The following is a 17,689-nucleotide window of genomic DNA, read 5'->3' as shown; positions in this document are numbered from 1 at the left end:
GGTGCGCAGCTCGCGCAGCACGCCAAAGCCGTCCAGCCCGGGCATGTGCACGTCCAGCAGCAGCACGTCGGGGCGGTGCGCCAGCACCTCCTGCACGGCGCTGCGGCCGCCGGCGCACTCCGCCAGCACCCGCACGTCCGGCTCCGTCTCCAGCAGGCGGCGCAGCCGCTCGCGGGCCAGCGGCTCGTCGTCCACGACGACGACGCGGATTTCCTTGCTCAGCATTCGAACACGGGGGGTGGGATCTCCATCCTTCAGGGAATGGCCGCCGGGGCGGCGCAGGGGATGAGCAGGCGCACGCGCAGGCCGCCGTCCGGCAGGGGTTCGACCCCGACGGGGCCGGGGGCGCCGTACAGGTGGGTGAGCCGCGTGCGCAGGGCGTGCAGCGCGGGCCCCGGCGTGTAGGCGGGGCGGGCGCGCAGCTCCAGGCACACGCCGTCGTCCTCCGCGCGCGCCGTGATGGACAGCGACGACGGGACGCCGGCGGACCGGCGCGCCACCTCGTCCACCAGCGGCACCAGCAGCAGCGGCGGCACCTCGCCGTCCAGCGCCTCGTGCTCCGCGCGCAGGGAGACGGCCAGGCGCCCGCCGGAGCGCAGGGCGAGCACGTCCAGGCAGGCGCGCAGGGCGTCCAGGTCCTCTTCCATCGGGACCAGCGGCGTGTCCGCCACGTCCAGCGAATAGCGCAGAAAGGCGCCCAGCCGGGCCACCAGCGCGTCCGCCGCGCCGGGGTCGCGGTCGATCAGCCCCTCCAGCGCGTCCAGGGTGTCGAAGAAGAAGCCCGGGTGCAGCCCCGCCCGCAGGGCCGACACCTCCGTCCGCATGAGCCGCCGGGAGAGCTCCAGGGCCCGCATCTGCTCGCGGTGCACCTCTCCGCGCAGCTGCGTGGCCGTCTGCACCCCCGCGCCGATCACGTAGGTCATCAGCATGTGGGGAAACCACATGACCGCGAACCCCGCCAGCTCCGGCCGCTGGACGGCCATCGTCTCCGCCACGTAGATCGTGGACACGAGGACGGCGTAGGTAAGGGCCAGCACGCCCAGGTGCGGCAGGACGTGGCGCGCCCGGAAGCCGGCGCCCCCCAGGGGCCACCGCCGCGAGGCCGCGAAGATGGCCGCCATCAGCGGCACCGGGACGAGCAGGACGGCCAGGCAGGGGACGAGTGCCCGCAGCGTGACCGCCTCTTCGACCTGGCGCAGGTGGGTGACGTGCGAGTAGCACCCCAGCACCCCCACGGGCATCCAGAGCGCCGCCGCCAGGAGCAGGTCCCGCCCCAGTCGCCGCGCGCCGCCTCCGCGGCCGAGCCCATTCGACATCGATGTCCCTGGACGGGGTTCGCGCGCGCGGGCGGCCCCGGTGCCGCCGCGCGCGCCTGTCTTTTCCCTGAACGCACGAGCCGCCCGTTTCCTGCCGCACGCCGCGCCGGCTTCCCGGACGGGGTGCGCGGGAGACGACCGCGCGGAACCGGCCTGCCGGCCGCTCGCCGTCCGGCTGGTACGCGGGGGCAAGCGTCCATGTTCCTGCCCTGTTTTCCGGGGATCCCTCCGCCTCGTTCGATCCCTGCCCTGGCCGGGCGGACCGGGCGGTCCGGATCGAAGGAATCGAAGAATCGCAGGATCGAAGGATCGGAGGATCGGAGGATCGGAGGATCGGAGGATCGGACGGGCTCGGGGCGCGGAGGGTTGCCCCGGCGGGACGAGATCCACTCCGGGGGGGCACGGCGCACCGCGCGGGGAATGAGCCGCGCTCGCGCCGGTACTGCTCCCCCCGTCCCACGCCGGCGGGGTGCACACGCCGGATCACGGAGGGAACGGACGGGACGGCCCGAAACCCCGCTGCTTCCCCGTTTTTTCCCCACGCGAAAACTTTCCCTTAATCTTCGCGGCGACGGACGGGGGACGACGAGGCCCGGCAGCGGATTTCCCATTGCCGGGCCTCGTCTTTTCGCCGTTCCCAGGCCGCGCGGGCAGGGCGGGGAGGCGGGCGGATTCGCGCGGATCGGGCGGCACGGGCGGCGGCCCGCGCCAGTGGAGGCTGTCACGCGCGGAGGGCGCCCCGTCCCCCCGTTGCTGCGCGTTCCGGCGGGCGGGGACATCGTCCATCCACGGACGCCGCGGGGCACGGGGCCCCCGGCATCCATCGTCCGCCCGGCCGGCGCGCATCCGCAGCGACGGCGCCGACGGGACGGACGCCGCGCGGCACCCCCGGGGCTGCCGACGACGAGGTTCACTGCCGATCCCCACATCCGCCATGAGCACAACCGGCACATCTCCGGCGGCGATCTCTCTCCCCAGCGGCGGCGGCGCGCTGCAGGGGATCGGAGAGACGTTTTCGCCCGACCTTCACACCGGCACCGGCAACGTCACCCTTCCCATCAGCCTTCCCGCCGGCCGCGGCGGCTTTGGGCCGAACCTGTCGCTGGCGTACAGCACCGGCGCGGGCAACGGGCCGTTCGGGCTGGGGTGGAGCGTGTCCGTGCCCGCCATCACCCGCAAGACGTCGCGCGGGGTGCCGCGCTACCGCGACGGGGCCGCGGGCACGCCGGACACCTTCATCCTTTCCGGCGCGGAGGAGCTGGTGCGCACGGACGGGGGCGAGGACCCCGCCGTGCGCCGCTACCGACCGCGCACGGAGGGGCTGTTCGCCGAGATCGAGCACCACCTGGCCAGCGACACCTGGGAGGTGCGCGGCCGCGACGGGCTCATCAGCCGCTACGGCGGCACGGGGGCCAACGGCGTGCGCGCCGCCGTCGCCGATCCCGACCGGGACGGGCGCACCTTCGCCTGGCACCTGGCCGAGACGGTGGACCCGTTCGGCAACCGCATCGTCTACGAGTACGCCGACGACCGGGGCGGCCAGGCCCCGTTCCGCTGGTGCCAGCTGTACCTGGACCGTATCCGCTGGATCGACCACGCGCACGGGGGCGCGGAGGGGTTCCTGGCCAGCGTCCGCTTTGTATACGCGGACCGGCCGGACCCGTTCTCCGAGCGCCGCGCGGGGTTCGAGGTCCGCACGCGGCGCCGCTGTGCCCGCATCGACGTGGCCACGCACGCGGACGGCGAGCGCCCGCTGCGCAGCTACCAGCTCGAGTACCTGGACGAGCCCGGCCCCCTGGCGCGGCACCCGGACCGGGCCGTCCACCTTCCCCGCAACGGCGTCTCGCTCCTGGCGGCGGTCACCGTCCACGGCTTCTCGGAAACGACGTCGGAGACGCTGCCGCCGGTGGAGTTCGCGTACACGCGGTTCCAGCCGGAGGCGCGCCGGTTCCTTCCCCTCGCCGGCCCCGACCTGCCGGCGGGCGGGACCGTGGAGCTCGTGGACCTGTTTGGCCGCGGGCTGCCGGACCTGCTGGAGATGGGCCCCACCCTTCGCTACTGGCGCAACCGCGGCGGCGGCCGCTTCGACGCGCCGCGCGCCATGCGCAATGCGCCGGCCGGCGTGCCGCTGAACGGCCCCGGCGTGCAGCTGGTGGACGCGGACGGCGACGGCCGCGCCGACCTTCTCGTCACCACCGCGGGGATGGCCGGCTACTTTCCCCTGGGCCCCGACGGCGCCTGGGACGCGCGGTCGTACCGCCCGTACCGCGTGGCGCCCTCGTTCTCGCTGGACGACCCCGAGGTGCGGCTGGTGGACCTGGACGGCGACGGGGTGACGGACGCGCTGCGCGCCGGCGCCCGGCTGGAGTGCTGGTTCAGCGACCCGGAGCACGGCTGGGGGGAAACGGCATCCGTGGACCGCGGCTCCGTCCCCGGGCTGGAGGGGCTCACCTTCACGGATCCGCGGCTGCGCCTGGCCGACATGTGCGGCGACGGGCTGCAGGACCTGGTGATGCTGCGCGGCCGGGCGGTGGAGTACTGGCCCGCGCTGGGGGGCGGCCGCTGGGGCGCGCCCGTGCGGATGGCGGACGCGCCGCAGCTGCCCTGGTCGTACGACCCGCGCCGCCTGCTGCTGGGCGACGTGGACGGCGACGGCGCGGCGGACCTGGTCTACGTGGACGACGGCCGGGTGACGCTGTGGATGAACCGCGCCGGCAACGGCTGGAGCGCGCCCGTCACCATCACGGGGACGCCGCGGGTGGCGGAGGGGACCACCGTGCGCCTGGCCGACGTGCTGGGCAACGGCATCTCCGGCGTGCTGTGGAGCGCGGCCGCGCCCCGGGGGCAGTCCGGGATGCGCTTCCTGGACCTGACGGGCGGCACCAAGCCGTACCTGCTGGCGGAGACGGACGCGAACGCGGGGAGCGTCAGCCGCGTGGAGTACGCGCCGTCCACCCGCTACTGCCTGGCCGACGAGGCGGACCCGGCCCTGCGCTGGCGCACGCCCCTGCCGTTTCCCGTGCACGTGGTGGCGCGCACGCACTCCATCGACCGCGTCTCCGGGAGCCGGCTGACGACGGAGTACGCCTACCACCACGGCTACTGGGACGGCGAGGAGCGCGAGTTCCGCGGCTTTGGGCGCGTGGACCAGCGCGACACGGAGGCGTTCGACCCGCGGGCGTTCGATCCGGACGGGTTCGGCACCGTGCCGGAGCGCTTCTTCGCGCCGCCGCTGGAAACGCGCACCTGGTTCCACCCCGGCGCCGTGGCGGACGGGGCGGGCGGATGGCGGGGCGCCGCGTACGGGGCGGAGTACGCCGCCGAGCCCGGGATGCAGCGCTTTGCCGACCCCGCGCTCCCGCCCTCCGCGGCGGCGGACGCGCGCGCCCGCCGCGACGCCCTGCGCACCCTGCGCGGCCGCGTGCTGCGGACGGAGCTGTACGCGCTGGACGACCCGGAGCACCCGGGGGACCCCCGGCACGCGGGCCGGCCCTACACCGTCACCGAGCACGCCTTTGCCGTGCGCGAGGAGGACGCGGCCGGGGCCGGGGCGCGGCGTCGCGTCTTCTTTCCCCACGCCGTCGCCCGGCGGACCACGGAGTGGGACCGGGGGGACGAGCCCATGACGGCTTTTTCCTTCACGGCGGACTACGACGCGTACGGCCAGGCGCGGCTGTCGCTGGCCGTGGCCGTGCCCCGCGGCCGCGACCCGTACGGGGAGGGGCCGCACGCGGAGCCCTGCCTGGCCATGGTGACCCGCACCGTCCACGCCGCCCCGGCCCCCGGGGGGCGGCGGATCCTGGACCGCGTGGCCTGCACGACGGAGTGGGAGATCCCGGGCGTCGCCACCGGAAGCGTCTACGCGCTCCGCGATGCCGTCGTGGCGGGCGACGGCGCCACGGCGTGGCGGGTGGTGGGCCAGACGCTGCACTTCTACGACGGCCCGGCGTTCGAGGGGCTGCCCCTGGGCCGGGTGGGCGCCACGGGCGCCGTGGTGCGCAGCGAGTCGCTCGTCCTCACCCCGGAGCGCCTGCGCGAGGCGTACGGCGACGCCGCGCCGCCCTGGTTCCACGACCTAGCGGACTGGTCGGCGTACCCGGCGGAGGTCGCCGCCCTGGCCGGCGACGCGGGCTACCGCCGGCGCGGCCCGGCCGAGGGCTCGCCCGTGGTGGGCGGGTGGTACGCGCCCTCCGCCAGCCAGGCGTACGACTTTCAGCGGGGCGAGTTCCGTCCGCGCGGCCTCATCCGCCGCACCCGCGACCCGTGGGGGCGCGAGACGCACGTGCGCTACTGCCGCTACCAGCTGCTCACCCGCAAGGTGAGCGATCCCGCGGGGCTCGTGACCCGCGCGCGGCACGACTTTCACCTGCTGCAGCCCTGCCTGCTGCGGGACCCCAACGGCGACCGCACCCGCGTGCGCTTTACCCCCCTGGGCCGCGTGGCCAGCCAGGTGATGGCGGGGCGCCCGGGCGAGGCCGTGGGCGACACGGACGCGCTTCCCTCCATCCGCTACGTCTACGACCTGCACGCCTTCGCGCTGCGCGGCCAGCCCGTCTCCGTGCGCACCATCCGCCGGGTGTTCCACGCCCTGGACGGGGACGCGCCGGAGGCGGAGCGGGACGAGACCATCGAATCCATCGAGTACAGCGACGGGCTGGGCCGCTCCATCCAGACCCGCACGCAGGGGCCGGACGTGCTCTTTGGCGACGAGACCTTCGGCGCCGGAGTGCTGACGGAGGACCGCGCGCGGGACGCCGCGGACGTCGTGGGCGTGGCGGCGGACCCGGGCGCCCCGCGGGTGGTGGTGAGCGGATGGACGCGGCTGGACAACAAGGGCCGCCCCGTGGAGCAGTACGAGCCCTTCTTTTCCACGGGGTGGGACTTCGCGCCCGTGACGGACGCGCAGCGGGGACGCCGGGTGACGGTGGAGTACGACGCCCGCGGCCGCGTGGTGCGCACGGTCCACCCCAACGGGGCGGAGGTCCGCGCCGTCCACGGCATCCCCTCCGTGCTGGACCTGTCCGCCGCCGTCATCCGCCCCACGCCGTGGGAGCAGTACCGCTACACGGCCGCGGACAACGGCGGGCGCACGCACCCGTCGCAGTCCGCCCCGTACGCGCACCACCACGACACCCCCGGGAGCGTGGTGCTGGACGCGCTGGGCCGCACCGTCGTGGCGGTGGCGCGGACGCGCTCCGCCGATCCCGGCGCGCCCGTGACGGAGCTGCGCGGGCGCACAGAGCACGACCTGCGCGGCAACGTGCTGCGGGTGACGGACGCGCTGGGGCGCACGGTGCAGCGCACGGTCCACGACCTGGCCGGGCGGGTGCTGCGGCAGGAATCCCTGGACGCCGGATGGACCGTGACGGTGCTGGACGCCGCCGGCCGGCCGCTGGAGTCGTCCAACGCGCGGGGCGCGCGGGCCCTGCACGCTTACGACGTCCTGGGCCGCCCCGTCCGCCTGTGGGCGCGGGACGACGCCGACGCGCCCACGGGGCTGCGCGAGCGGGTGGAGTACGGCGACGGCGGTGATCCCGCGCAGGACCCGGGAGAGCGCGCCCGTGCCCGGCAGCTGCGGACGCTGGGGCGCGCCGTGCGCCACTACGACGAGGCGGGGCTGATGGACGTACCCGGCTACGCGTTCGGCGGGCAGCCGCGCGAGCGGGTCCGCCGGCCCATCCGCGACGCGCACCTGCTGGATGCGCTGGCCGCCGCCGCGGCGGACGGGTGGCGGCTGCGCCCCTGGCGGGTGGACTGGACGCCGGCGGAGGGGACCGGGTTCGGCGACCACGCCGAGGCGCTGCTGGAGCCCGCGGGCCACGCCACCACGTCCACCCGCGACGCCCTGGGCCGCGTGCGCACGCTGCTCACCCCCGTGGACGCCACGGGGGCGCGGCGCACGCTGCGGACGAGCTACGACCGCTCCGGCGCGCTGCGCAGCGTGCACCTGGACGACGCGCCGTACGTGGAGCGCATCGCCTACAGCGCGCGGGGCGAGCGGACGCTGGTGGCGTACGGCAACGGGGTGATGACCCGCGGCTTCTTTGACCGCGACACGGGGCTGCTGCGCCGCCTGCGCAGCGAGCGCTACACCCGGCCCGCCGGCGCGCCGTGGACCTTTCGCCCCCTCCCCGGGACGACGGAGCGCGAGTCCGTGCTGCAGGACCTGGACTGCGACTACGACCTGGAGGGCAACCCGGTGCGGACGGTCGACCGCACCCGCGGCGCCGGCGTGCTGGCCAACCCCGAGGCCTCGGCGTGGATGGGCGTGGACGCCGACCTCGCCGCCCGGCTGGCGGCCGGCGACGCGCTGGTGCGCCGCTTTGGCTACGACCCGCTGGGGCGCCTGGTCTCCGCCACGGGGCGCGAGGGACGGGCGGGCGCCGCGGCGCCCCGGCCGTGGCGCGACGCCCCCCGCGAGGGCTTTGGCTCCGGCGGTCACGCCACGCCGGACATGGACAACGCCCCCGCGCTCTCCGTGCTGTACGCGGAGGCGTACGCGTGGGACCCCGCCGGCAACCTGCTCGCCCTGGCCCACCGCGCGGACGGCGGCGCGTGGACGCGCCACTTCGGCGTGGGCGGGCGCACGCCGGCGGGGTGGGCGGCGGAGTGGCCGCTGCACGCGGACGGCGCCCCGTGGGAGGGCGCGCCCTCCAACCGGCTGACGCACGTGGGCGACCGCGACCCCGCGGCGCCGCGGACGCACGCGTACGACGAGGCCGGCAACCTGGTGATCGAGACCGGCGCGCGCCGGCTGGCGTGGGACCACGCCAACCGGCTGGCCCTGTTCGCCGAGCAGACGCCCGCGGCGGGCTCCGCGCCCGGCGACGACCGCTGGGCCGAGCCGTCCGTCTGCGCGCTGTACCTGTACGACGCGGCCGGCGCGCGGGTCAGGAAGCTGGTGCGCCGCCAGGGCGGGGGCGTGGAGGTGACGACGTACGTGGACGGCCTCTTCGAGCACCAGCGCTGGTCGCGCCCCGACGGCGCCGCGGGCGCGTGCACGCTGCTGCACGTGATGGACGGCACCCGGCGCATGGCCCTGGTGCGCGCCGGCGACCGTCACCCGGACGACGCCGGTCCCGAGGTGCAGTACCACCTGGGCGACCCGCTGGGCAGCAGCGCCGTGGTGCTGGACGCCGCCGGCGGCTGGGTGAACCGCGAGGAGTACGCGCCCTTCGGCGACACCACCTTTGGCTCGTTCGCCCGCAAGCGCTTTCGCTTCACGGCCATGGAGCGCGACGGCGAGAGCGGGATGAGCTGCCACGGCGCGCGCTGTTACCTGCCCTGGCTGTGCCGCTGGGCCAGCGCGGACCCCGCCGGCATGGTGGACGGCCCCAACCTGTACGCCTACTGCCGCGGCAACCCCGTGGCGCTGCGCGACCCCAGCGGCCGGGCGGGAGAGCCGCCGCGTGATTCGCCGGAGAAGCCCAACGAGCCCGGCGCCAACCCGGTCCAGCCGGTGTGGGACGCGATCAAGTACGAGAACCGGATCAAGAGCACCAGCGGCACCGTGATGGAGGGCCCCTACAACCTGTGGTCCGGCGACCCGGGAAAGGCCGCGGCGTACGCCGCGCCCGGGTTCGTGGAGGACGGAACGCAGGCGGGGGATCGCGCCCGGGCCATGATCGAAAGGTGGAAGACGGAAGGCAAGGTGGATCCGTCGGGGATGCTCACCCGCGAGCAGATGGTGGAAGCGTGGGTCTCCACCTCGGAGGAGCTCAGCCGCAAGGCGCCGCTCGCAGGGCACGAGGTCGCCAACTTCGGCCCCAACAACCCGGGATCGGTCAAGGTGACCGTGGAGCTGCCCAACCTGCACCTGTACGGCACCGCCACGCACCTGCTGATGGCGGGCTCCGGGATGGCCAACACGATCGTTGCCGCGCAATCCGACAACGCGGCCGTCGCCACCGTGGGCGTGGCGGGCGGCATGACCGAGATCGCCGGCTCCAGCACGTACCTGGTGGGAGTCGCGGCGGCGAGCAAGGACATCCAGAAGTGGGGGCTCCGGATGTCGCGGTTTGGCGGGGCGGCGAGCGGCGTGGTGTCGGGCTACGCGCTGGCCACCGACATCCAGCGCGGCGACTGGGCCTCCGGCGTGGGCAACGCCACCAGCACGGCGGCCACGGTGCTGAGCACCGCCGGTGCCACGGCGGCCGGCGCGGTCGTGGGCGCCGGGGCGGTGGGATACACCATCGGCACCGTCATCAACGCGCATCTGAGCGAGGACACGCAGAACGCCATCGGTGGCACGCTGAACGAGATCGTGGAAAACGGCTTCGACAACACCGTGGGCTTCTACCGGAGCCTGTTCTGAGCCGGCGGCAGCCGCGAAAGAAGTCCCGCGCAGGGTCGCGCTGACGCGGGCAGCGCTCCGCCGGACGGGAGACGGCGGATCAACAGGCACCCTGGCGACGCCGGGCAGGATCTCCCGTCACGCGACGTCGCCAGGGGGACTTACAACCACGAAGAAACGGAAATGAGCGATAACGACTTCATCAGCAGCCCGGCCCGGGACAGCTCCGGCGACGCGTCGCTGGCGCCCGTCGGGGGAGGAAGCCCTCCCAGTCCCGCCAAGCCCACCGTCTCGCTGAGCGTGGCCAGCGTAAAGCAGGAGCCTGACGGCTGGGTGCCCAGCGGCACGCCGGCCGTGGTGGTCGCGCGTGGCACCGCCGGCTACAGCGGCGGGTCCACCATCCTGTACGACCACACGCTCAGCGTGACGGTAGACGTGTGGTACGAGAACCGGAGGGCTTCCGAAACGTACAATTTCCCGGTGGAGGCGACGGGCAGCTTCGTCGTCCGCGTCCCGTACACCGGCCTGGGCACCGAGCACACGGTAAACTGGTCCGTGAAGGCCCTCGTGGGCTACTCGTTCGACTGGGACGGCGGCGTGTACGGCGGCTCCAACGAGCGCACGGCCACCGGCACCACGATCGTCCGCGAGGACCACTCGCTCCCCGTCCTCGCGCCCGACGCCACGGCGGGGCTGCCGGACACCTGCCCGCCCGTGGGGCAGCCCCTGCAGATCACCTACGGGGGGACCGTGAGCGACACGGTGACCGGGCTTTCCTCGCTCCGGTGGGCGCTGAACGCCGGTACGCTGGCGGACGTGCCCGTTGCCGCGGACGGCCGGTGGGAGCTGCGGAACGTGGCGGCGACCGGCTGGCACAAGGGCGCCAACACGCTGCTCATCGAGGCGCGGGACCGGGCGGGGAACACCACGGAGCTGCGCAGGGAGTTCACCCTGGCGGACCGCACCCCGCCGGAGGTGTCGGCTACGCCGCCGGGGCGCCTGGTGCAGGACGTGGATCCCGTTTCCTTCACCCTCACGGGGCAGGTGGTGGACCGCCACAGCGCCATGGACACCGTCACCGCGCAGCTGCTGAACAAGCAGGACCGCACGCCCCGGAGCGCCGTCCTGAACGTCACCCGGCAGGGTGAACAGTGGAGCGTGCGCTTTGACGGGGTGGCGGAGGGCCGCTACATCGCGCTGGTCACGGCCAGGGACGCGGCGGGGAACATCGGCACGGCGGAGCCCGCCGTCGACGTGTGGCGCGTGACCCCGCCCGACGTCCTCATCGCCTCGCCGCAGCCCTCGCAGGTGCTCACGGCCGGCGAGGACGGCACGGCGCGGGTGCGGGTGACGGGCCGCGTGAGCGTGGCCGACGTCACGCTGGCCACGGTGCAGGTGTCCCGCGCCGGGGGACCGGCGCAGAACGTGGCCGTCCCCGCGGGCGCCCGCGAGGTGGCGTTCGACGTGGAGGTCACGCTGCCGTCCACGGGGATGCACGAGCTGGTGGTAAAGGCCACCTCCACCGCCCGCAACGCCGAGCTCAACCACGCCACGAAGACCGTGCGGGTGAGCGTGGGCAGCCCGTACAGCAGCTACGGCACCGAAGACAACACCACCCTGCCGCTGTACCTCAAGGACCTGCTGGCGTACGCCACCCGCCGCATCCAGCTTCCCGGCCCCCGCGGCCTAGCCGAGGCCGACCTGCGCAGCGCGTTCTTTCAGCCGTTCAGCGCCCTGCGGGACCTGGCGGGCGACCAGGAGGTCTCGCCCCTGCGGCTGGCCGTGGAGGTGCTGCGCGGCTACGCGGCCGCGCGCGGGCTGACCCTGGCCCCCGCAGCCGAGGCGGGGTACCGGGCCGCCGCGTACCACGCCCTGCTGGTGCAGTTTGGCACCAACTTCCAGGAGCTGCGCCGGCTGCGCCCCCTCGCCGGCACGGGCCCGGAGCGCGAGCGCCGCGACCGCGAGCGCGCCGCCCTGGCCGAGCGGCTGGGGATCGGCAGCCAGGTGGCCATGCTGGACACGCTGTTCATGGACCCGGCCACGGTCACCGAGGCGCGCCTGGCGGAGGTGTTTCGCCTGCCCGTGACGACGGACCCCCTGGCGCTGGCCCCCGGCGCCCTGCTGCTGGACGCCCGGCTGCGGCACCTCAAGGCCACGTGGACGTGGGAGGACCATCCGCAGGGCGGGGTGCCGCTCATCGACCCCGATGTGGTTCCCGAGGCGGCGTTCCTTCCCGCCGCGCGGGTGCAGACCAGCACCGCGTACCGCCTGTTCACGGCGCGGCGCGCGTGGATCGCGGCGGAGCTGGCGCGCTTCTCCGCCCCCGTGGGCAGCGAGACGCCCGCCGCGCGGCTGGACCGCATGGTGGCGGACGCCACCGGATCGGCCACGACGGCCGCCGCGCTGGCGGCGCTGCAGGCGCGCCGCGCGGCCGGCGAGGACGTGTCCGCGGCGCTGGAGGCGCTGGGCCTTGCCCCCGGCGGGCTGGAGCTGGTGGCGCGCGCCCACGCCGCCGCGGCGCAGGGCCCGCTGCTGGAGGCGGAGTGGGTGGAGCTCGCCTCGCTGATGGTGCACCTGGCCAAGGTGCGCGTCCGTCCCGTCTGGCGGACGGAAGAGGCCACCGTGACCATCGACCCCGACACCTTCCAGGCTACCTCCGAGGTGCCGCCGTCCGCCCCGTGGCGCGCGGACGTGGTGGCGCTGCGCGCTTGGCAGGGCCGCGTCCAGGCCCGCATCGACCAGCGCGCGGCTGTGGAGCGCGGCTTTGGCGACGCCGTGGCGGCCGCGGAGGAGGTGGCGCTCCCCGTGCTCCGCGACGCGCTGGTGGCACTGCACGCGGGAGACGCCAGCCCCTCCGCCGCGCGGCTGGAGCGGGTGGCCGACTGGCTCACGGAGCGGCTGCTGGTGGACGTGCGCGCCACGGGCGGGCTGCGCACCACCCGCAAGGCCCAGGCGGTGGAGACGCTGCAGGGCATCCTGGGCACCATCCGCGCCGGCCGCTTCATGGAGATGGCCGAGGCGCTGGGGCCGTATCCGCAGGGGTGGGAGCTGGACCTGCCCACGCTGCAGGGCGAGACGGAGGAGAGCGCCTTCGACGCCGAGTGGGCGTGGATGGGGACGTACGCCGGGTGGTCCGCCGCCATGCGCGTCTTTCTCTACCCCGAGAACGTGCTGCTTCCCGGCGTGGACCGCCCGGACCTGACGGCCAACTTTGCCGGGATGATGAGCGAGCGGCTGAAGCTGGGCCCCATCTCCCCCGCCGTCGTGCAGCAGCTGGGGGCACGGTACCTGGCCGGGATCCCCGCCCAGGTGCGGACGTGGCTGGACGGGCGGATGGCGGACTGGGAGAGCCGCACGCACGCGCTGCGCCCCGGCGTGGCCGAGGCGGAGCTGCCCGGGCGCAAGGCGGCCATCCAGGCGCTGGTGACGGCCGCGGGCAACCAGGTGCCCCACCGCCCGGTGCTGGAGGAGCTGTTCTTCTGGGTCCCCGTGCAGTTCGCCCTGCTGCTGCACCAGGCGGGGCAGCACGGCGCCGCCCTGGACTGGCTGCGCACCGTGTACGGCTACAACCTCCCCGCGGCCGACCGAAAGGTCTGGTACGGGCTCACCGCCGAGGAGTCGCGCCCGGACGACTATCCCATGCCCGACGAGTGGCTGCGCGCCCAGCTCAACCCGCACGAGCTGATCAAGACGCGGCCCGGCGCCCTCACGCGCTTTACGCTGCACCTGGTGGTGCGCTGCTTCGTGGACATGGCCGACGACGAGTTCGCGGCCGAGGGCGGCGAGGGCACGGCCCGCGCCCGGACGCTGTACCTGGGCGCCCTGGAGCTGCTGGACAGCCCGCACATGCGGGTGGAGGGGCAGGACCCCGCGGCCCGGAACGGCTACGCGCCCAACCCCGAGACCCGGGCCCTGCGCGGCCGCGCGGAGCTCAACCTGTACAAGCTGCGCACGGGGCGGAACATCGCGGGCATGCAGCGGCGCGGCGGCGGCTACGGCCCCGGGTTCGCGCGGCAGGGCGCGCCGCGCCCCACGCCGTACCGCTACGGCACGCTCGTGGAGCGGGCCAAGCAGCTGGTGGGGCTGGCGCAGCAGGTAGAGGCGCAGTACCTGGCCAGCCTCGAAAAGCACGACGCGGAGACCTACACGCTGCTGCGTGCCCGGCAGGACCTGGGCATCACCAGCGCCACCGTGCAGCTGCAGGACCTGCGCGTGGACGAGTCGCTGGGCGGCGTGCGGCTGGCCGCGCTGCAGCAGGAGCGCGCGCGGATGCAGGAGTCCACCTACCGCGGGTGGATCGAGGCGGGGCCCATCCAGGCCGAGCGGGACCTGGTCAAGAACTACGAGGACATCAACCACTACCGCAACGTCAACAGCGGGCTGCAGGCCGCGCTCACGATCGCGCAGCAGATGGCCACGTCGGCGGGCGAGGGATTCCTGGGAACGGGCATCGGCGTGCACTGGGGCGCGGCGGCGATGGTGGGCGGGATCGCCATCGCGCAGGCGGGGGTGGGCATCGCGCTGAACAACGCCGAGGCCCGGGCCCAGCGCAACTCGCTGCAGGCCAGCTGGGAGCGGCGCGAGCAGGAGTGGCAGCTGCAGGCCGCCCTGGCGGAAAAGGACGTGGCCCTGGGCGCCGAGCAGCTGGCGCAGGCGCGGGATCGCGTGGCCATCACCCGGCAGGAGCGCGTGGTGGCGCAGATGCAGGCCACCAACGCCGCCGCCACGCTGGAGTTCCTGGCCAGCAAGTTCACCAGCGCGGAGCTGTACGGGTGGATGAGCGGCGTGCTGGGCGGGGTGTACGCGTACTTCCTGCAGCAGGCCACGGCCGTGGCGCGGCTGGCGGAGCAGCAGCTGGCGTTCGAGCGGCAGGAGGCGTCGCTCTCCGTCATCCGCATGGACTACTGGAAGGCGGCCTCGGAGAACGGCGCCGGGACCGGCGCCTCGTCTCCGGACCGCCGCGGGCTCACGGGCTCCGCGCGGCTGCTGCAGGACGTGCACCAGCTGGACCAGTACGCGTTCGAGACCAACCGGCGCAAGCTGCACCTGGCGCGCACCATCTCGCTGGCGCAGGCGGCGCCGCTGGAGCTGGAGCAGTTCCGGCGCACGGGCACGCTGCTGTTCGCCACGCCCATGGAGATGTTCGACCGCGACTTTCCCGGGCACTACGTGCGGCTCATCCGCCAGGTGCGCACCTCGGTGGTGGCGCTCATCCCGCCCACGCAGGGAATTCGCGCCACCCTGTCCGCCTCGGGCGTGTCGCGGGTGACGGTGCCGGACGGCGGGTACCAGACGGTCACGCTGCGTCGGGACCCCGAGCGGGTGGCGCTCAGCGCTCCCGCCGGCGCCACGGGCGTCTTCGAGATGGACCTGCAGTCGGAGCTCATGCTGCCGTTCGAGGGGATGGGCGTGGATACCACCTGGGAGCTGGAGATGCCCCGGGCCGCCAACCCGTTCGACTTCAACAGCATCGCGGACGTGATGCTCACCATCGAGTACACGGCGCTGCACAGCGACGACTACCGCCGGCAGGTCATCCGCACCCTGCCCACGGAGATGGGCGGAGAGCTGGGCCTGAGCTTCCGGGACCAGTACCCGGACCAGTGGTACGAGCTGAGCAACGGCGCTACCGAGGTGCGCTTTCCCGTGACGCGGGGGATGTTCCCGCCCAACCTGGACGGGCTGCGGGTGGGGACCCTCATGCTGTACTTCGCGCCGGGCGGACCGGCGCCGGTGCAGGCAGGCGTGTCGCGGCTGGGATGGCCGTCCGGCACGGCGAACGCGGGCGCGGCGCAGGCGGTGGACGGCGTCGTCAGCACGCGGCGCGGTGCGTGGAGCGGGGTGATCGGCGCCAGCCCCACGGGCGAGTGGACGCTCGCGCTGGACCCGGCGACCGCGGCCCGGGTGCGCGACGGCAGTGTGCGTGACCTGTTCCTGGTGATCGGCTACCAGGGGACTACGCCCGAGTGGCCCCAGGCCTGATCTCCTGGCGCACGGGCGCCGCCGGGTTCGCCCGGCGGCGCCTGCTCCGCCACTCGGCCCGGCTTTCGGAGCGCCGGCGGACGGGGAACGGGACCTTTCTGCTCCCCGCGACGCACGGGACTACGCAGCGGGGTTCCACATTATGGTGATTCGGTTCACCAAAATACGACCGCGTCTTGCACTGTTATAGTGAAACAGGACGTGCGCGGGGTGCTCGTCCACCTCCGCCTTCCGCGCGGACCGCGGTCCTGATCCCGGAATTCCGCCCCGGGTGACGGCCGTGGCCGCCAAGCGGGGCGGGCGGATGCCCATTCCCTTCCAAGCGCATCGTCCACAATCGCTTGCGCCGCGGCGGACCACCCGGGTCCGCCGCGGCGTTCGCGTATCCGCATCGATCCAATTCCGAAGCTTTGGGGAGTGGCACGGCACGCCGGCGGGAGATGGACCCGGCGTTGCCCTGTCCAGGGCCGAAAGAAGTGCGGTCAACTCCCCCCTGTGTACCCGGAGGATCGGATGAAGCGCTGGATCGCCCTTGCCGCGGTCGCCCTGACCGCGTCCGCCTGCCAGGATGCCGCCGCCCCCGTGGCCCCTGCCGTGGAAGCCGTGCTGCCCTCGAAGCTGCTGGGCCTGAACCCGCTCGTGCGTATCGACCCCGTGCTCACCTCCCTGCTGAACGCGGCATCGGCGCTGGACCGGCTGCAGGTGATCGTCACCTACGACGAGGCGGCCACCAGCGGCGACGTCGTCGCGCGGACGCTGGCCGGGCTGGGCGCCCGCATCATCCGCTTCGAGCACCTGCCCATGGTGTTCGCCGTGGCCACGCCGGCGCAGATCGCCGGGATCACGGCCCAGCCGGGCGTGCGGTCGGTGTTCAGCAACAAGCAGCTGGAGTTCTTCCTGGCGCAGAGCGTTCCCAGCATCAACGGGCAGCTGGCGCACGCGGCCGGCTACACGGGCAAGGGCGTGGGCATCGCCATCCTGGACAGCGGCATCGACGGGGCCTACAACCCCGACCTGCAGCACCCCACGCGCACCGTGCAGAACGTGAAGATCGCCATCCACCCGGACGCCCTCCTCTCCATGGGCGACGGGCTGCCCACCCTGGCGGGCTCGCTGTTCGTGGAGAACGTGCCCACGAGCGAGACGTCGTCGGGGCACGGCACGCACGTGGCCGGCATCGCGGCGGGGGACGGCACGGCGTCCGGCGCCAAGTACGTGGGCGTGGCTCCCGGCGCCAACCTCATCGGCCTGGGCACGGGCGAGGCCATCATGGTGCTGTGGTCGCTGGCCGCCTTCGACTGGATTCTGGACCACCACGCCGAGTACAACATCCAGGTGGTCAACAACTCGTGGGGCAGCTCGGGCGACTACGACCCGCTGGATCCCATCAACGTCGCCACGAAGAAGCTGTACGACGCGGGCGTGGCCGTCGTCTTCGCGGCGGGCAACGAGGGACCGGGCGAGAACACGCTCAACCCGTACAGCGCGGCGCCGTGGGTGATCTCGGTGGCGGCGGGCTGCAAGACGGTCACGCCCGACCCCACCAACGGCGCGTCGCAGTGCGCGGGCGGCATCCTGGCGGACTTCTCGTCGCGCGGCCGCCGCGGCGACGCCCTGTACCACCCCGACATCACGGCGCCGGGCGTGAACATCGTCTCCACGCGGTCCGTCTTCGGCGTGACCATCGGCGCCACGGCGGTGCCGGCGGACCTGCTGGACTGCGCCATCGAGACGGCCCACCTGCCCTACTACATGTGCATCGGCGGCACGTCCATGGCCGCGCCGCACGTGGCCGGCACCATCGCCCTCATGGAAGAGGCCGCCAAGGGACGGCTCACCCCGTCGGAGGCGTACCGCGCCATCACCCGCACGGCCCGCCCGCTGCTGGGCTACTCGGAGTGGGAGGTGGGCGCGGGCTACCTGGACGCGTACGCCGCCGTGCGCGCCGTCCGCCGCTGATGGACGACGGCGCGGCCGCGGTGGCGGCGCGCCGTCGGTGAGCGGACGGGCCTGAGTGCGGAGCGCGTGGGCGCGGCGGCGGCGTAAACGGCCGCGGCCGTGCCCGCCTTCCACCCGATCCCCCCGGATCCCCCGGGAC

General features: G+C 74.5%; 6 protein-coding genes. 3 read left to right on the top strand and 3 right to left on the bottom strand.

The genetic code is table 11. From position 1 onward, the window contains the following. Together VFZ20_RS00030 and VFZ20_RS00025 are read right to left on the bottom strand one after the other, a co-directional pair. Positions 1 to 225: LytR/AlgR family response regulator transcription factor (locus VFZ20_RS00030; protein WP_329681755.1), on the bottom strand; the 225-nt coding region annotated here is incomplete at its 3' end. 29 nt (positions 226 to 254) lie between these two features. After that, entirely contained in the window at positions 255 to 1,316 is a 1,062-nt protein-coding gene (locus VFZ20_RS00025; protein ID WP_329681754.1) for a histidine kinase, read from the bottom strand. A 934-nt stretch (positions 1,317 to 2,250) separates the two neighbouring features. Between VFZ20_RS00025 and VFZ20_RS00020 the strand changes: the two genes are divergently transcribed. The 3 genes from VFZ20_RS00020 (at position 2,251) to VFZ20_RS00010 (ending at position 17,550) form a co-directional block, all read left to right on the top strand. Continuing rightward, positions 2,251 to 9,630: a SpvB/TcaC N-terminal domain-containing protein gene (locus VFZ20_RS00020; RefSeq protein ID WP_329681753.1), complete on the top strand. Its 7,380-nt coding sequence runs from the start codon at positions 2,251 to 2,253 to the stop codon at positions 9,628 to 9,630. Positions 9,631 to 9,792: 162 nt separating this feature from the next. After that, the gene (locus tag VFZ20_RS00015; protein WP_329681752.1) at positions 9,793 to 15,591 is read left to right on the top strand and encodes a neuraminidase-like domain-containing protein; all 5,799 of its coding nucleotides are present in this window, start codon (positions 9,793 to 9,795) and stop codon (positions 15,589 to 15,591) included. A 513-nt stretch (positions 15,592 to 16,104) separates the two neighbouring features. Continuing rightward, positions 16,105 to 17,550, top strand: coding sequence for a S8 family serine peptidase (locus VFZ20_RS00010; RefSeq protein ID WP_329681751.1), 1,446 nt, complete (start codon positions 16,105 to 16,107; stop codon positions 17,548 to 17,550). Here VFZ20_RS00010 and VFZ20_RS00005 read toward each other — a convergent pair. Then, on the bottom strand, positions 17,508 to 17,689 hold a 182-nt coding region (locus VFZ20_RS00005), incomplete at its 5' end, for a hypothetical protein (RefSeq protein WP_329681750.1). The two genes, VFZ20_RS00010 and VFZ20_RS00005, sit on opposite strands and share 43 nt — an antisense overlap.

The organism is Longimicrobium sp. (genome assembly GCF_036280135.1).
Taxonomy (GTDB): Bacteria; Gemmatimonadota; Gemmatimonadetes; order Longimicrobiales; family Longimicrobiaceae; genus Longimicrobium.
Note: the sequence above shows the minus strand (reverse complement) of the source record. Positions and strands in the feature narration are given on the sequence as shown.